The sequence below is a fragment of the Acidovorax sp. K2F genome (genome assembly GCF_025246485.1).
In the GTDB taxonomy this organism is placed as follows: domain Bacteria; phylum Pseudomonadota; class Gammaproteobacteria; order Burkholderiales; family Burkholderiaceae_C; genus Acidovorax; species Acidovorax delafieldii.
Genome location: NZ_JAOBSQ010000050.1, coordinates 1 through 14,576, shown reverse-complemented (window position 1 = coordinate 14,576; position 14,576 = coordinate 1). Strand labels below are relative to the sequence as shown.

The window sequence follows — 14,576 nt, the reverse complement described above, 5'->3', positions numbered from 1 at the left end:
ACAGCGTTCTCAGGGCGGGGCGGAATTCCCCACCGGCGGTATTTGTTGGCTGAAAAGTCGGCAACAGCCCGCGAGCGCCTGCGGTTCCGTTCTTCGGATCGGCCTGCAGGGTCAGCAGATCTGGTGCGATGCCAGAGCCGACGGTCACAGTCCGGATGAAAGAGATCGCGAAACCCACAGCTCCCGCCATGGGTGGCTGGGCCCTCGGCGTTTGCCTGCGTGCTTTGTTGCGCGCTGGCATGGCGCAGGGCCTGCGCCGCCCTGTGCAGGTGCCGTGCTCGCGCGCGCCCTGATTCTGGCCAACCCTGTTCTGAGGAACCCATGAATCAGTCTTCTTCACCTTCCGTTTCCCCCCTGGCTCCCGTCGCCGCCCACCGTGGCGCCCGCGTGGCCATCATCAGTGCCAGCTGGCACCAGGACATCGTGCACCAGGCCCGCGACGCGGCCCTGGCCGAGTTTGACCGCCACGGCCTGCCCCCCGCGCAGGTGGCGCTGTTCGACGTGCCCGGTGCGTTCGAGATTCCGCTGCTGGCACGCAAGCTCGCGCGCAGCGGGCGCTACGACGCCATCGTGGCCTGTGCGCTGGTGGTCAACGGCGGCATCTACCGCCACGAGTTCGTCACCACCGCCGTCATTGACGGCCTGATGCGCGTGCAGCTCGACACCGAGGTGCCCGTGATGTCGGTCGTGCTCACGCCGCGCGACTTCCACGACCACGAGGACCACGTGCGCTTCTTCCGCGAGCATTTTGTGAAGAAGGGCACCGAGGTGGCCCAGGCCTGCCTGCAGACCATGGCCTACCTGCGCAAGCTGGCCTCGCCCACGCTGGCCACCGTGCAGCAGGCAACCCCTGCGCTGGCTGAAGCCTGAGAAGGCGCCATTTGCTACTATTTATGTAGCTGTTGGCACATGATGCACTAGCGCTTCAAGCCGATTAGGCTTGAAATGGCTGCTCCGCTTCAGCCTGCGGCCAACCGGGGCTGGTGGTGGCCCGGTGCGGGCATGCTGGCCTGCCTGGGGGTGTTGGCGTCGGTGTCTGCCAGCCGGAACACCGCCACTGCCTGCACCAGCTGCTGCGCCTGCACCTTGAGGCTGTCGGCGGCGGCGGCGCTCTGTTCGACCAGCGCGGCGTTCTGCTGCGTGGCCTGGTCCATTTCGGTGATGACGTCCCCTACCTGGGCGACACCTGCGCTTTGCTCGCTGCTCGCGGCGCTGATCTCGCCCACGATGTCGGTCACGCGGCGGATGGCGCTCACCACCTGGTTCATCGTGGCGCCTGCCTTGTCCACCAGCGTGGTGCCCAGTTCCACGCGCTCCACGCTGGCGTGGATCAGGGTCTTGATCTCCTTGGCGGCCTCGGCACTGCGCTGCGCGAGGCTACGCACCTCGCCCGCCACCACGGCAAAGCCCCGGCCTTGTTCGCCGGCGCGGGCGGCTTCCACAGCCGCGTTCAGCGCCAGGATGTTGGTCTGGAAGGCGATCCCATCGATCACGCTGATGATGTCGGCGATCTTGCGGCTGCTGTCGTTGATGCCCTTCATGGTCGTCACCACCTCGGCCACCACATCACCGCCCTGCACGGCCACGGTGCTGGCGCTCACAGCCAACTGGTTGGCGGTGCGCGCGTTCTCGGCGTTGGCCTGCACGGTGGAGCTGAGTTCTTCCATCGATGCCGATGTTTGCTCCAGCGCGCTGGCCTGCTGTTCGGTGCGGGCGCTCAGGTCGTTGTTGCCCTGCGCGATCTCGGTGCTGGCGGCGGCCACGCTGTCGGCGTTGTTGCGCACATTGCTTACCACCTGCGACAGGCTGATCTGCATGTCGTGCAAGGCATTGAGCAGCAGTGCGATCTCGTCCTTGCCCTGCACGTGCCGCGCCACCGTCAGGTCGCCGCTGGCCACGGCCTGCGACACGCGCACCGCGTTGTCCAGCGGGTTCACCACGGTGCGGCTGAAGGCAATGGCGCCTGCGATGCCCAGCGCGCACACCGCCAGCATCACCACCAGGCTGATGGTGGTGGCCCGCTGCGCAGTGGCGGCGGCACGTTCGGCCACGGCGCTGCTGGCCTTGGCGATCAGGTCGCCCGCCTGGTCCAGCAGCTGCGAGGGCTCGCGGTCCATGCCCGCCACGGCCTTGTCGCCCGCTTGCGGGTCGTGGTCGGCCGCCTTGAAGGCTTCAAACCCCTTGCGGTAGGCGGTGCCCATGCGTTCGTGGGCCTGAGCAAACTGCAACACGCGTTCGCGACCCTCCCCCGGGGGCAGTGCGGCTACGAGCTTTTGCGCCTCGTCCTTGATGGCCTGTTCCTGCTTTTCAAACGCGGCCCAGTAGCGCGTGAGCTGGGCCGGGTCCTTGCCGCGCAGCAGCACGTTTTTCCACTCCTGCACCTGCACCTTGAAGTTGTTGAGCATGCCCGCCGCCATGCGCTCGTGCTCGAAGCTTTGGGCCACGGTGGTCTGATAGGTGTAGAGCGCCTGGTTCAGGCGGCTGATGCCAAACAGGGCCGCTGCAAACAGCAATAGCAGCGACACGGTGAATGCCAGGGGGAGCTTGAGGCTGAGCTTCATGAGGAACTCCTTGAGGGTCCAGAAACGCCGCAGTGCTGGGCCATGGGCCCAGCACCCTGGTCCAGCGGCGCGCCGTGCGCGGGGCCGCAGACAGGATGTCTTTGGGATTATGGAGACGGATGTAATTTTTTGTACATGTCTTTTTTGCCGTGGGGCCGAGGCGAGCGGCTCCTTCAGTCCCTCGCTTTGTCATCCGATGGATAGCGGATAGCGCAAGCCAGATAAGCGCCAGGGGCCGATGCAATGCAGACAGCACAAACAAAACGGCCTTGCCGGTGAGGGCAAGGCCGTGCAGTGGTCAGGGCATGGCGCAGGCCGATGCCGCGAGGGTCTGGCTACAAAACCCCGCTGGCCCGCAGTGCCGCGATGCGCGCTGGGTCCAGCCCCATCTCGCGCAGCACCTCGTCGGTGTGCTGGCCCAGTGCCGGCGGCGCATTGCGCAGCACGGGTGGGGTGGCCGACAGGCGCAGCGGGCTGGCCACACCGGTGATCTGCTGCACGTTGTCGGTGGCGGCCTCGCTGTCCTTCCAGCGCGGCAGCGTCACGGCCAGGCCACGGGCCTGCACCTGCGCGTCGTCAAACGCCTGGGCGATGGTGTTGATGGGGCCGCAGGGTACGGCTTTGTCTTCCAGCAGCGCGATCCAGTCGGCCGTGGTGCGCGTGCGGGTCACGGCCTCCATGGCGGGGATCAGCGCGGTGCGGTTTTGCACGCGCAGGGTGTTGGTGGCAAAGCGCGGGTCGCTGGCCCACTGGGGCTGTTCGGCCGCGGCGCAAAAGCGCTGGAACTGGCCGTCGTTGCCAATGGCCAGCAGCATGTTGCCGTCCTGCGTGGGGAAGTCCTGGTAGGGCGCGAGGCTGGGGTGGCTGTTGCCCATGCGGCCGGGCGCCTTGCCGGTGGCGAGGAACCCCGAGGCCTGGTTGGCCAGCACGGCCATGCCCACGTCCAGCAGCGCCATGTCGATGTGCTGGCCCTGGCCGGTGCCATTGGTGGCGTTGTCGCGCACGTGCAGCGCGGCCAGGATGGCGTTGCTGGCATACAGGCCGGTGAACAGGTCGATCACGGCCACGCCCACGCGCATCGGGCCGCCGCCGGGCTGGCTGTCGGCCTGGCCGGTGATGCTCATCAGGCCCGTCATGGCCTGCACCATGAGGTCGTAGCCCGCACGCTCAGCGTAGGGTCCGTCCTGCCCGAAGCCGGTGACGGAGCAGTAGATGAGGCGGGGGTTGAGCGCGCGCAGGCTCTCGTGGTCCAGGCCGTATTGCTTGAGGCCACCAACCTTGAAGTTTTCCACCACGATGTCCGCCTCTTGCGCCATCTGCTTGATGAGCGCCTGGCCCTCGGGCGAGGCCATGTCGATGGTGACGGAGCGCTTGTTGCGGTTGCAGGCGGTGTAGTAGCTGGCCTGGTTGGTGTCGTTGCCCTCGGCGTCTTTCAAGAAGGGCGGGCCCCACTGGCGCGTGTCGTCGCCCACGCCGGGGCGCTCCACTTTCACCACGTCCGCGCCCAGGTCGGCCAGAACCTGCGTGCACCACGGCCCGGCCAGCACGCGGGAGAGGTCGAGCACCTTGATGCCTGCGAGGGCGCCGGGAGAGTTAGGGGGGGTGGTCATGGTGTGGTGTACTATGAAATTGATAGCTGTCAGCGCATGATTGACTAGCGCTACAAGGCAAAAACACCGCAAAGGCGGTGTTTTTGCCGGTTTTCGGAGCGCAGGCCGATCAGTTGGCGAACGCGGCGATGCCCGTCTGGGCGCGGCCCAGAATCAGCGCGTGCACATCGTGCGTGCCTTCGTAGGTGTTCACCACTTCCAGGTTCACCAGGTGGCGGGCCACGCCAAACTCGTCGCTGATGCCGTTGCCGCCCATCATGTCGCGCGCCAGGCGGGCAATGTCCAGCGCCTTGCCGCAGCTGTTGCGCTTGATGATGGAGGTGCCTTCCACGCTGGCCGTGCCCGCGTCCTTCATGCGGCCAAACTGCAGGCAGGCCTGCAGGCCGATGGCGATTTCGGTCTGCATGTCGGCCAGCTTCTTCTGGATGAGCTGGTTGGCGGCCAGGGGGCGGCCAAACTGCTTGCGGTCCAGCGTGTACTGGCGCGCGGTGTGCCAGCAGAACTCGGCCGCACCCAGGGCGCCCCAGGCGATGCCGTAGCGCGCGCTGTTCAGGCAGGTGAAGGGGCCCTTGAGGCCTTGCACTTCAGGGAAGGCGTTTTCTTCGGGCACGAACACGTCGTCCATCACGATCTCGCCGGTGATGGAGGCGCGCAGGCCCACCTTGCCGTGGATGGCGGGGGCTGTCAGGCCCTTCATGCCCTTTTCCAGCACAAAGCCGCGGATGGGGCCCACGGCGCCGCCTTCGGACACTTCCTTGGCCCAGACCACGAACACGTCGGCCACGGGGCTGTTGGTGATCCACATCTTGCTGCCCTTGAGCTTGTAGCCGCCATCGACCTTGTAGGCGCGCGTGGCCATGCTGCCAGGGTCAGAGCCGTGGTCGGGCTCGGTCAGGCCAAAGCAGCCGATCCACTCGCCGCTGGCGAGCTTGGGCAGGTACTTCTGGCGCTGGGCTTCGCTGCCGAATTCATAAATGGGCACCATCACCAGCGACGACTGCACGCTGGCCATCGAGCGGTAGCCCGAATCCACGCGTTCCACCTCGCGGGCGATCAGGCCGTAGGCCACATAGCTCAGGCCGGGGCCTCCGTATTGCTCGGGGATGGTGGGGCCCAAGAGGCCCACTTCGCCCATCTCGCGGAAGATGCTCACGTCCATCTTTTCGTGGCGGAAGGCGTCCAGCACGCGGGGTGCCAGCTTGTCCTGGCAATACGCGGCGGCGGCGTCGCGGATGGCGCGCTCGTCGTCGGTCAGTTGCTGGCTCAGGAGGAAAGGATCATCCCATTGAAAAGCGGCGTGGGCCATGTGTGTCTCCAGGTCGGAAAGGGGGGGGAAGAAAAAAACGAATCTGGAACGCATCGTAGGCCTTGGGGTGGTGGCCTGCAAGCGAGTTCTTTTCATCCAGACATGCGTTTATGGAATGTATGGAATACTGGCGGCCAGCTAAGCCAAGGCGTGGCTGGTCACTTAAAAATTCCTCTTCATCATGCGCCGCAACATTCCATCGACCCAGGCCCTGGCCTGTTTTGAAGTGGCCGCCCGCCACGAGAGCTACACCCGCGCCGCGCAGGAGTTGTCGCTCACCCAAAGCGCCGTCTCGCGCCAGATCCAGGCGCTGGAAGAATTTTTGGGCGTGGCACTGTTTCGCCGCACGCGCCACGGCGTGGTGCTGACGCCTGCGGGCGCGCACTATGGCCGCCAGGTGGCGCGCTGGCTGCAGGGGCTGGAGCGCGATACGCTGGACGTGATGGCCCACCAGGGCGAGGGCGGCACCCTTACGCTGGCCGCGGTGCCCACCTTTGCCACGCGCTGGCTCATCCCCCGCCTGCCGCAGCTGGCGCAGGCGCATCCCGATATCGTGGTGCACATCGACACACAGACGCGGCCCTTCTTGTTTGCCGACACCACCTTCGATGCCGCCTTGTATGCCGGCACGCCCGAGCAGGTCGCCAACTGGCCCGGCGTACAGGCGCAACTGCTGATGCACGAAGACGTGGTGCCCGTGTGCAGCCCGCGCCTGCTCGAATCGGCCGCGCCCCGGGGCCGGGGCCGCGCCCACCAGCCCGTGGCCGCCGAGGCGCTGGCCGAGCTGCCGCTGCTGCAGCAAAGCACACGCCCGTACGGCTGGCGCCAGTGGTTCGATGCCATGGGGGTGGAGGCACCGCACGCGCTGGATGGCCCGCGCTACGAGCTGTTCTCCATGCTGGCCGTGGCCGCCACGCATGGCATGGGCGTGGCGCTGATCCCGCCGCTGCTCATCGAGGCCGAGCTCGCCAGCGGCGAGCTGGTGGTGGCCTGCAACCGCCCGCTGCGCGGCGAGCGGGCGTACTACCTCATCAGCCCCGCACAGGCCCAGCCCCCGGTGCTGGCCACGTTTGCGCGCTGGCTCCAGCACATGGCCGAGGTGGGGAGCCCGCCGGTTGCGGGATGACGCGCTTGCGCCCACGGGGGCTGTGAACTAATCTGGCCGCGCGGAAGTCTGTCTTTCATTCAGCAACCTTGTTGGAGAGCGACCACCATGACCACTTACCACGCTCCGCATTTCGACCCCACCGTGGACGAGATCGAGACCCTCAAGCAACTGGAGATGGGCGAAGTCATCACGCTGCCCCACGCGCTCAAGGACCATGTGTCGGGGCGACTGCTCGAATGGGGCTTCATCACCAAGGGGACGGGGGGTGAGTTGGCCATCACCGCCAGTGGCCGCCAGTTGATCCGGCGACAGGACAACTGAGCCCGCGCGTCAGCCGGCCCCTTGTGCGCATCCGTCGCGCGGTGTGGCGTGGGACCTCCGTGCGGGTTGGGAGCCTTTGGCTAAATCCTGGTGCGCGGGCTGGGGTATCTGGGCCCTGTGCCCGCCGTGTGCAGCGTTGGGCCTATCCTGTGCAATTCCCTTTGTCTGGAGCCGCCGTGCCCGCTTTGTCCCGTCTGCGCACCACCCTGTGCATTGCCGCCCTGGCCCTGGCCGGTGCGTTGCTGGCGGGCTGCAGCACGGTGCGGCTGGCGTACAACCAGGTGCCCCACCTGGCGTACTGGCAACTGAACCGTTACCTTGACCTGTCGGACGCGCAGACGGAGCGCGTGCGGGGCGACCTGGGCGACCTGCACCGCTGGCACCGCGACACCATGCTGCCCCAGCATGCCGAGCTGTTGCAAAAGGTGCAGCAGCAGTTGCCCGCGACCATCACCCCCGAGCAGGCCTGCCGCATCTATGACGAGGCACGTACACAGCTGGACAAGGTGCTAGCCCAGGCCGAGCCCAAGGTGGTGTGGCTCGCATCGCAGCTGACCGAGGCGCAGATCCGCAATCTAGAGCGCAGGCAGGCCGACAGCAACGCTGACTGGAAATCCGAATGGCTGGACCCATCGCTCGACAAGATGCGCGAGCGCCGCTTCAAGGACCTCTCGTCGCGGCTCGAAACCTTTTATGGCGCGCTGGACGAACCCCAGAAGGCCGTGCTGCGCGCCTTTATCGCCCAGTCGGCTTTTGACCCGCAGCGCACCTACGCCGAGCGCGTGCGCCGGCAAAAAGACCTGGTGCAGGTGCTGCGCAGCATCCAGGCCGACCGTGGCAACACCGCCCAGGCCCGCACGCTGATGCTCGGCTTTCTGGACCGCGTGGTGACGTCACCGGACGGCGCCTACCAGCGCTACGCACAAGCGCTGGTGGCCGAGGGCTGCGAGGGGTTTGCGCGCCTGCACAACGCCATGACGCCTGCGCATCGGCTGCGTGCGGCGCAATCGCTCAAGGGTTATGAGCAGGACTTCCTGTTGCTGGCTGCGCGCTGAGGTGCAGCGCGAGGGTGGGGCGAAGCGCAGAGGCCGCTGCCGCGACGCGAAGGTCAGCAGAACATCATCGCCAGCAGGGCTGCATCCTCGGCCATGTTCTGCAGGGCATAACCCGCCAGCCGGTAGGCCAGCACGGTGGCGTGCGCGATCAGATCCTGGGCGGTCATGGCGGTGGCTGGGTGTGGAGGTGTGCAGAAATCACATGCCGCCGCCACAGCGGCTGGCCCAGCAAAAAGGCCGATAGCTCGTGGAAGCTACCGGCCTTGTTGACTGTGGTGCCCGGGGCCGGAATCGAACCGGCACGCCTTGCGGCGGGGGATTTTGAGTCCCCTGCGTCTACCAATTTCACCACCCGGGCGGAATATGTGAAGCCCTGAATTATGGCACAGTAGGGCGTATGAAATATCCGACGATTGAAGACGCGGTAGGCAACACGCCGCTGGTGGCGCTGCAGCGCATTGGGGCCCAGGACAACGCGGCGCGGGGCAATGTGGTGCTTGGCAAGCTGGAAGGCAACAACCCGGCGGGGTCCGTCAAGGACCGGCCTGCACTGTCGATGATCCGCCGCGCCGAAGAGCGTGGCGACATCCGCCCTGGCGACACGCTGATCGAGGCCACGTCGGGCAATACCGGCATCGCTTTGGCGATGGCCGCGGCCATCAAGGGCTACCGCATGGTGCTGGTGATGCCTGAGGACTTGTCCATCGAACGCGCCCAGACCATGAAGGCCTTTGGCGCAGAATTGGTGCTCACGCCCAAGAGCGGCGGCATGGAGCACGCCCGCGACCTGGCCGAGGCCATGCAAAAGCGTGGTGAGGGCAAGGTGCTGGACCAATTTGGCAACCCCGACAACCCCCGCATTCACTACGAAACCACAGGCCCCGAGATCTGGGAGCAGACCGGCGGGCGCATCACCCACTTTGTGAGCGCGATGGGCACCACGGGCACCATCACGGGCGTGTCGCGGTTTCTCAAGGAGAAGAACCCCGGCATTCAGATCATTGGTGCACAGCCCGAAGAAGGCTCGCGCATCCCGGGCATCCGCAAGTGGCCGCAGGAGTACCTGCCCAAGATTTATGACGCCAGCACGGTCGATGAGCTGGTGTATGTGAGCCAGGACAGCGCCGAAGACATGTGCCGCCGCCTCGCGCGCGAAGAGGGCATTTTTGCCGGCATCTCGGCTGCAGGCGCGTGCTGGGTGGCGCAGCAGATCGCTGCGCGCGACAGCAATGCCACCATCGTCTTCATCGTGTGCGATCGGGGCGACCGGTATTTGTCGACCGGGGTGTTTCCTGCGTGACCTGTGAAACGGCCTGCGCAGTGGGCTCCAGGGGCATTGCCGGGTGCCTCTTCGCAGGTTTTTGAATCAGAATGGCTGCTTGTGCTAGTTGAACATGCCTCAGCAGCTACATAAAAGATAGCATATGCCCTACGAAGTTCGTTTTTGCCCCCACTGTGCCACCGAGTTGCAGCCCATCACGCTGGCCGAAGACGGCGGCGACAAGGAGCGGCTGCGCTGCCCCGCCTGCGGCTGGACGCACTGGAACAATCCCACGCCCGTGCTGGCTGCCATTGTGGAGATCGACGGCAAGGTGCTGCTGGCGCGCAATGCGGCGTGGCCGGGCAAGATGTTTGCCCTGATCACCGGCTTCATGGAGGCGGGCGAGTCGCCCCAGGAAGGCATTGCGCGCGAGGTCAAGGAAGAGACCAACCTCGATGTGCAGTCCACCACCCTGGTGGGTGCCTACGAGTTTTTGCGCATGAACCAGGTCATCATTGCCTACCACGTGGTGGCCACCGGGCAGGTGCAACTGTCGCCGGAGCTGGTGGACTACCGGTTGTACGATCTGCCAGACCTCAAATGCTGGCCTGCGGGCACGGGCTACGCGCTGGCCGACTGGCTGCGCACGCGGGGCCACGAGCCCGTGTTTTTCACGGCCGAAGAAAATGCAGAACGCCGCCGTGGGCTGGACGAACAAGCCCCGGCCGCGACGCCGCCAAAGGATTGATGACCATGGACATTCACAAAGAAATCGACACCCGGGGCCTGAATTGCCCCTTGCCCATCCTCAAGGCCAAGAAGGCGCTGTCGGACATGGCCAGCGGCCAGCTGCTCAAGGTGGTGGCGACAGACAACGGATCGCTGCGCGACTTTCAGGCGTTTGCCAAGCAGACCGGCAACGAGCTGGTGGAGCAACAGACCGTGGGCGAGGAGTTCATCCACATCCTGCGCCGCCGTTGAACGTAAAAATAGCTGCCAGCGCTTGTCCAATAAGCACAGGCAGCTATCGATTTTGAAGTTTTAGAGGGTTTGGCCGGCTGCGTTTACAGCGCCAGGTTCTTCAGGTAGTCCCGGAAGTGCGTCCCCACCTGCGGGTGTTGCAGGGCCAGTTCCACCGTCGCTTCCAGAAACCCTTCCTTGCTGCCGCAGTCGTAGCGTTTGCCTTCGTACTGGAAGGCGTACACGGCTTCATTGTTCATCAGGCGCGCAATGCCGTCGGTGAGCTGGATCTCGCCGCCCACGCCCCGTGGCTGGTTGCGGATCTCGTCAAATACGCCGGGCGTGAGGATGTAGCGGCCCGCCACGCCCATGCGCGAGGGGGCATCGGCCGCCTTGGGCTTTTCGACAATGCGCTGGATGCGGATCAACGGGCCACCGGCAGGCTCGCCCGCCACGATGCCGTACTTGTGCACCTGGTCCTCGGGCACCTCTTGCACGGCGATCACCGAGCGGCCTTGCTGGCGGAACGCGGTCGCCATCTGCGCCAGCACGGGCTGACCGCCCTGGGGGCCCACCATCAAATCGTCAGCCAGCAGCACGGCAAAGGGCTCCTTGCCCACCAGGGGCTCCGCGCACAACACCGCGTGGCCCAGCCCCAGCGAGCGCGGCTGGCGCACAAAGGCGCAGTCCATGTCGCTGGGCTGGATGGAGCGCACCAGCTCCAGCAGCTCCTTCTTGCCGGCCGCTTCCAGCTCGGCCTCGAGCTCGTAGGCGGTGTCGAAGTGGTCTTCAATGGCGCGCTTGCTGCGGCCAGTCACAAAAATCATGTGGCGGATGCCGGCGGCGTAGGCCTCTTCCACTGCGTACTGGATCAGTGGCTTGTCCACCACGGGCAGCATCTCCTTGGGGCTGGCCTTGGTGGCGGGCAGAAAACGCGTGCCCAGTCCGGCAACGGGGAAAACGGCTTTGCGAACGGTCGTGGCAACAGTCATGGGGCTCCTCTGGACGGATGGGTGACGGTGTGCCCGGGCTGCACTGCAGTCCGTAACCCACACCGGCAAAACATGAAAACGGGGCGGGCAGCCCCTACGGGACGGGCTGCCATGGCGCAGTATGGCCCGGGTTTTAGCCCAGCCTTGTCAGCTGATCGCGCAATCTGCCCAGCGTGGCGCTGAAGTCGGCAATGCGCTTTTTCTCCTGCTCGATCACCGCCGCAGGGGCCTTGGCCACAAAGGCTTCGTTGGACAGCTTGTTGTTCGCCTTGGTGATCTCGCCGTCGATGCGGGCGATTTCCTTGGACAGGCGCGCCTTCTCAGCCGCCACGTCGATCTCCATGTACAGGCACATGCGGGCGTCACCCACCACGGCCACAGGCGCGGCCTGTGCGGCGGCGGCCCAGGCGGACTCGTCGTCAAACACCTTCACCTCGCTGAGCTTGGCCAGCGCCTGCAGCACCGGGCCCACGCCACGCATGAACTCGGTGTCGCCCACCACGTACAGGGGCAGGCGGGTGGAGGGAGACACGTTCATCTCGCCCCGCAGCGCGCGGCATGCGTCCACCAGGCCCTTCACGCGGCCCATGTGGGCAATCGCGGCCTCGTCGATCTTCTCGGGCTGGGCCTGGGGGTAGCGCGCAATGCTGACCGATTCGCCAGGGATGCCGGCCACAGGTGCCACCACCTGCCACAAGGCCTCGGTGATGAATGGGATGATGGGGTGGGCCAGGCGCAGGATGGCTTCCAGCGTGCGGATCAGCGTGCGGCGCGTGGCGCGTTGCTGCGCTTCGGTGCCGTTCTGGATCTGCACCTTGGCGATCTCCAGGTACCAGTCGCAGTACTCGTTCCAGACAAAGTCGTAGATCGTGTTGGCCACGTTGTCCAGGCGGTATTCCTCAAAGCCTTTGGCGACTTCGGCCTCGGTCTTTTGCAGCAGCGAGCTGATCCAGCGGTCGGCCTGGCTGAACTGCATATAGCCGTGGGCCGGGCCGCCGGGCTGGCACTCTTCCTTGGTGTGCTCTTTCAGGCCACAGTCCTGGCCTTCGCAGTTCATCAGCACAAAGCGGCTGGCGTTCCAGAGCTTGTTGCAGAAGTTGCGGTAGCCCTCGCAGCGCTTGCTGTCGAAGTTGATGCTGCGGCCCAGCGATGCCAGTGCGGCAAACGTGAAGCGCAGCGCATCGGCGCCATAGGCCGGAATGCCCTCGGGGAATTCCTTTTGCGTGTTCTTGCGCACGGTGGGCGCGGTCTCTGGCTTGCGCAGGCCGGTAGTGCGCTTGTCGAGCAGGGGCTCCAGCGCAATGCCGTCGATCAGGTCCACCGGGTCGAGCACGTTGCCTTCGGACTTGGACATCTTCTTGCCCTGCGCGTCGCGCACCAGGCCGTGGATGTACACATGCTTGAACGGCACGCGGCCCGTGAAGTGCGTGGTCATCATGATCATCCGGGCGACCCAGAAGAAGATGATGTCGTAGCCCGTGACCAGCACGGTGCTGGGCAGGTACAGGTTGAAGTCGTCGGTGGCGCTGTCGCCCTGGTTGGGCCAGCCCATGGTGCTGAAGGGCACGAGGGCGGACGAGTACCAGGTGTCCAGCACATCCTCGTCGCGACGCAGCTTCTTGCCGGGCGCCTTGGCCTGGGCTTCGGCTTCGTCGCGGGCCACGATCACGTTGCCTTCTTCGTCGTACCAGGCCGGAATCTGGTGGCCCCACCACAGCTGGCGGCTGATGCACCAGTCCTGGATGTTGTTCATCCACTGGTTGTAGGTGTTCACCCAGTTCTCGGGCACAAAGGTCACTTCGCCGCTGGCCACCGCGTCGATGGCCTTTTGCGCAATGCTCTTGCCCGTGGGGTCCTGGTCGCTCACCTTGCTCATGGCCACGAACCACTGGTCGGTCAGCATGGGCTCGATCACCTGGCCGGTGCGGGTGCAAATGGGCACCATGAGCTTGTGCTTCTTCACCTCGACCAGCGCGCCGATGGCTTCCAGGTCGGCCACCACGGCCTTGCGGGCCACGAAGCGGTCCATGCCCTGGTACTTGGCGGGGGCGTTCTCGTTGATGGTGGCCTGCAGCGTCAGCACCACGATCATGGGCAGCTTGTGGCGCTGGCCCACGGCGTAGTCGTTCTGGTCGTGCGCGGGGGTGACCTTAACCACCCCGGTTCCGAATTCCTTGTCCACGTACTCGTCGGCGATCACCGGGATCTGGCGGTCGCACAGCGGCAGGTTGACCATCTTGCCGATGAGGTGCGTATAGCGTGCATCCTCGGGGTGCACCATCAGCGCCACGTCGCCCAGCATGGTTTCAGGCCGGGTGGTGGCCACCGTCAGGCTGCCCGATCCATCGGCCAGGGGGTAGGCGATGTACCACAGCGATCCGTCTTTTTCTTCGCTCTCGACTTCCAGGTCGGACACGGCGGACTGCAGCTTCGGGTCCCAGTTCACCAGGCGCTTGCCGCGGTAGATCAGGCCCTGCTCGTAGAGCTTCACGAAGGTGTCGGTGACCACCTTGGAGAGCTTGTCGTCCATGGTGAAGTATTCACGGCTCCAGTCCACGCTGTCGCCCATGCGGCGCATCTGCGTGGTGATGGTGTTTCCGGACTTTTCCTTCCACTCCCACACCTTGCTCACAAAGTTCTTGCGCGCCTCGGGCGGGGTGGGGCCCATGTCGTAGCGGCTGATGCCTTGCTCCTGCAACTGGCGCTCCACCACGATCTGCGTGGCGATGCCCGCGTGGTCGGTGCCCGGCACCCACACCGTGTTGAAGCCGCGCATGCGGTGGTAGCGCGTGAGGCTGTCCATGATCGTCTGGTTGAACGCATGGCCCATGTGCAGCGTGCCCGTCACGTTGGGGGGCGGCAGCTGGATGGAAAAGGCGGGTTCGCCCGCCTGGGGCTGGCCCGTGCCACGGTGGCCTGCGGTGCCATACCCGCGCTTTTCCCATTCGGGGCCCCAATGGGCTTCCAGCGCGGCAGGTTCAAACGACTTGGACAGGCTTTCGAGGCCGGGTTGTGGTTGGGGCGTGCTCATGGGGTGTCGCAGTGGGGGCAGTGGGGCGGAGCGGCCGCAGGGAGCGCTCCGACGAACAAGAGGGTGAACCGCACATTTTAAGGGACCGCCACCCCGGCGCTGGCCCCGCGGGGGCTTGGGCCGTTTGACAATCGCGCGCCGTCTGTCGGCCGATTCTTTCCAATGGTTACCTTGAGCCTGGGTGCGCGGGTGAATGCGTCCTGATAATCCCGCCCCACAGAGCGAGGAGGGCGCGGCAACGCGGACCAGGCTCTGAGAGCGGCTAACAAAACTCCCCTGGCGTCGTTGTCTCGCCTTGTCGTACTGCTTGTACTGCCTGCGGCGAAACGCCTAGCCAGGGCCGCTTCGCTGAGTTTTGTTAGCCGCTCTAA

At 65.6% G+C, this 14,576-nt stretch carries 12 protein-coding genes, 1 tRNA gene and 1 riboswitch; of the genes, 7 read left to right on the top strand and 6 right to left on the bottom strand.

Going from position 1 to position 14,576, the window contains the following annotated elements; all coding sequences use genetic code 11:
- Position 1: 1 nt before the first annotated feature.
- Positions 2-171, top strand: a riboswitch (FMN riboswitch).
- A 150-nt stretch (positions 172-321) separates the two neighbouring features.
- Positions 322-870, top strand: coding sequence for a 6,7-dimethyl-8-ribityllumazine synthase (locus N4G42_RS18490; RefSeq protein WP_260668216.1), 549 nt, complete (start codon positions 322-324; stop codon positions 868-870).
- A gap of 89 nt (positions 871-959) precedes the next feature.
- Here N4G42_RS18490 and N4G42_RS18485 read toward each other — a convergent pair whose 3' ends face one another.
- The 3 genes from N4G42_RS18485 to N4G42_RS18475 all read right to left on the bottom strand — a co-directional run bounded on the left by N4G42_RS18485 (position 960) and on the right by N4G42_RS18475 (position 5,477).
- Positions 960-2,561 (bottom strand): methyl-accepting chemotaxis protein, encoded by a 1,602-nt coding sequence (locus N4G42_RS18485; RefSeq protein ID WP_260668215.1) that lies wholly within the window; start codon positions 2,559-2,561, stop codon positions 960-962.
- 335 nt (positions 2,562-2,896) lie between these two features.
- Positions 2,897-4,171 carry a CaiB/BaiF CoA transferase family protein gene (locus tag N4G42_RS18480; protein WP_260668214.1) on the bottom strand — a complete coding sequence of 425 codons (1,275 nt, stop codon included), beginning with the start codon at positions 4,169-4,171 and terminating at the stop codon, positions 2,897-2,899.
- A gap of 109 nt (positions 4,172-4,280) precedes the next feature.
- On the bottom strand, positions 4,281-5,477 hold the full coding sequence (locus N4G42_RS18475) for an acyl-CoA dehydrogenase (RefSeq protein WP_015015345.1): 1,197 nt from the start codon (positions 5,475-5,477) through the stop codon (positions 4,281-4,283).
- 181 nt (positions 5,478-5,658) lie between these two features.
- Between N4G42_RS18475 and N4G42_RS18470 the strand changes: the two genes are divergently transcribed.
- From N4G42_RS18470 to N4G42_RS18460, 3 genes are all read left to right on the top strand, one after another.
- Entirely contained in the window at positions 5,659-6,603 is a 945-nt protein-coding gene (locus N4G42_RS18470; RefSeq protein ID WP_099730937.1) for a LysR family transcriptional regulator, read from the top strand.
- An 87-nt stretch (positions 6,604-6,690) separates the two neighbouring features.
- Complete coding sequence (locus N4G42_RS18465; RefSeq protein ID WP_015015343.1) at positions 6,691-6,906, top strand: hypothetical protein; 216 nt, start codon at positions 6,691-6,693, stop codon at positions 6,904-6,906.
- 176 nt (positions 6,907-7,082) lie between these two features.
- Positions 7,083-7,961 (top strand): DUF6279 family lipoprotein, encoded by an 879-nt coding sequence (locus N4G42_RS18460; protein WP_260668213.1) that lies wholly within the window; start codon positions 7,083-7,085, stop codon positions 7,959-7,961.
- A gap of 273 nt (positions 7,962-8,234) precedes the next feature.
- On the opposite strand, the gene N4G42_RS18455 is transcribed toward N4G42_RS18460, so the two are convergent.
- Positions 8,235-8,319, bottom strand: a tRNA-Leu gene (locus N4G42_RS18455).
- A gap of 39 nt (positions 8,320-8,358) precedes the next feature.
- Between N4G42_RS18455 and cysM the strand changes: the two genes are divergently transcribed.
- The 3 genes from cysM (at position 8,359) to N4G42_RS18440 (ending at position 10,203) form a co-directional block, all read left to right on the top strand.
- The gene (gene cysM, locus N4G42_RS18450; protein ID WP_108497627.1) at positions 8,359-9,261 is read left to right on the top strand and encodes a cysteine synthase CysM; all 903 of its coding nucleotides are present in this window, start codon (positions 8,359-8,361) and stop codon (positions 9,259-9,261) included.
- A gap of 124 nt (positions 9,262-9,385) precedes the next feature.
- Positions 9,386-9,970: an NUDIX domain-containing protein gene (locus N4G42_RS18445; RefSeq protein WP_056748250.1), complete on the top strand. Its 585-nt coding sequence runs from the start codon at positions 9,386-9,388 to the stop codon at positions 9,968-9,970.
- Between the two features lie 5 nt (positions 9,971-9,975).
- Complete coding sequence (locus N4G42_RS18440) at positions 9,976-10,203, top strand: sulfurtransferase TusA family protein (RefSeq protein ID WP_056067086.1); 228 nt, start codon at positions 9,976-9,978, stop codon at positions 10,201-10,203.
- Between the two features lie 83 nt (positions 10,204-10,286).
- On the opposite strand, the gene galU is transcribed toward N4G42_RS18440, so the two are convergent.
- Entirely contained in the window at positions 10,287-11,174 is an 888-nt protein-coding gene (gene galU / locus N4G42_RS18435; protein ID WP_116747721.1) for a UTP--glucose-1-phosphate uridylyltransferase GalU, read from the bottom strand.
- Positions 11,175-11,307: 133 nt separating this feature from the next.
- Positions 11,308-14,205, bottom strand: a complete 2,898-nt coding sequence (locus N4G42_RS18430) for a valine--tRNA ligase (RefSeq protein ID WP_260668212.1) — start codon at positions 14,203-14,205, stop codon at positions 11,308-11,310.
- Between the last annotated feature and the right edge of the window lie 371 nt (positions 14,206-14,576).

Excerpts from the sequence above, each read along its gene's own strand:
- N4G42_RS18490 (WP_260668216.1), top strand. The coding sequence starts at position 322 with ATGAATCAGTCTTCTTCACCTTCCGTTTCCCCCCTGGCTCCCGTCGCC.
- N4G42_RS18485 (WP_260668215.1), bottom strand. The coding sequence starts at position 2,561 with ATGAAGCTCAGCCTCAAGCTCCCCCTGGCATTCACCGTGTCGCTGCTA.
- N4G42_RS18445 (WP_056748250.1), top strand. The coding sequence starts at position 9,386 with ATGCCCTACGAAGTTCGTTTTTGCCCCCACTGTGCCACCGAGTTGCAG.
- N4G42_RS18475 (WP_015015345.1), bottom strand. The coding sequence starts at position 5,477 with ATGGCCCACGCCGCTTTTCAATGGGATGATCCTTTCCTCCTGAGCCAG.
- cysM (WP_108497627.1), top strand. The coding sequence starts at position 8,359 with ATGAAATATCCGACGATTGAAGACGCGGTAGGCAACACGCCGCTGGTG.
- N4G42_RS18470 (WP_099730937.1), top strand. The coding sequence starts at position 5,659 with ATGCGCCGCAACATTCCATCGACCCAGGCCCTGGCCTGTTTTGAAGTG.
- galU (WP_116747721.1), bottom strand. The coding sequence starts at position 11,174 with ATGACTGTTGCCACGACCGTTCGCAAAGCCGTTTTCCCCGTTGCCGGA.
- N4G42_RS18465 (WP_015015343.1), top strand. The coding sequence starts at position 6,691 with ATGACCACTTACCACGCTCCGCATTTCGACCCCACCGTGGACGAGATC.
- N4G42_RS18440 (WP_056067086.1), top strand. The coding sequence starts at position 9,976 with ATGGACATTCACAAAGAAATCGACACCCGGGGCCTGAATTGCCCCTTG.
- N4G42_RS18430 (WP_260668212.1), bottom strand. The coding sequence starts at position 14,205 with ATGAGCACGCCCCAACCACAACCCGGCCTCGAAAGCCTGTCCAAGTCG.
- N4G42_RS18480 (WP_260668214.1), bottom strand. The coding sequence starts at position 4,171 with ATGACCACCCCCCCTAACTCTCCCGGCGCCCTCGCAGGCATCAAGGTG.